Below are 361 nucleotides of genomic sequence, written 5' to 3' on the forward strand. Positions count from 1 at the left end.
CCCCTGTTACCGCCGTGAAAGGGCGGTGTCCTAGGCCTCTAGACGATGGGGACACAGAATATGTGTCACTAGGACAACTGAATGGTTTAACTCGTTTCAGGCGAGCTGCTTAATAACACTGCACTTCCCTATTTAAAATAAGTAAGTGGCGTCCCCAAGAGATTAGTACTCTTGTTAACGTCGTGCATAGAGAGTGCGGTGTCACACTGCTTTATACATTACTTAAAATAAGTAAGTGGCGTCCCCAAGGGGATTCGAACCCCTGTTACCGCCGTGAAAGGGCGGTGTCCTAGGCCTCTAGACGATGGGGACACAGAATATGTGTCACTAGGACAACTGAATGGTTTAACTCGTTTCAGGC

1 tRNA gene is annotated in these 361 nt (G+C 48.2%); it reads right to left on the bottom strand.

Features of this window, described 5'->3' with window-relative positions:
* Window positions 1-236: 236 nt before the first annotated feature.
* A tRNA-Glu gene (locus H5158_RS22945) sits at window positions 237-312 on the bottom strand.
* Window positions 313-361: the final 49 nt, after the last annotated feature.

It is taken from the genome of Pseudoalteromonas sp. SR45-6, from assembly GCF_014163545.1.
Taxonomy (GTDB): Bacteria; Pseudomonadota; Gammaproteobacteria; order Enterobacterales; family Alteromonadaceae; genus Pseudoalteromonas; species Pseudoalteromonas rhizosphaerae.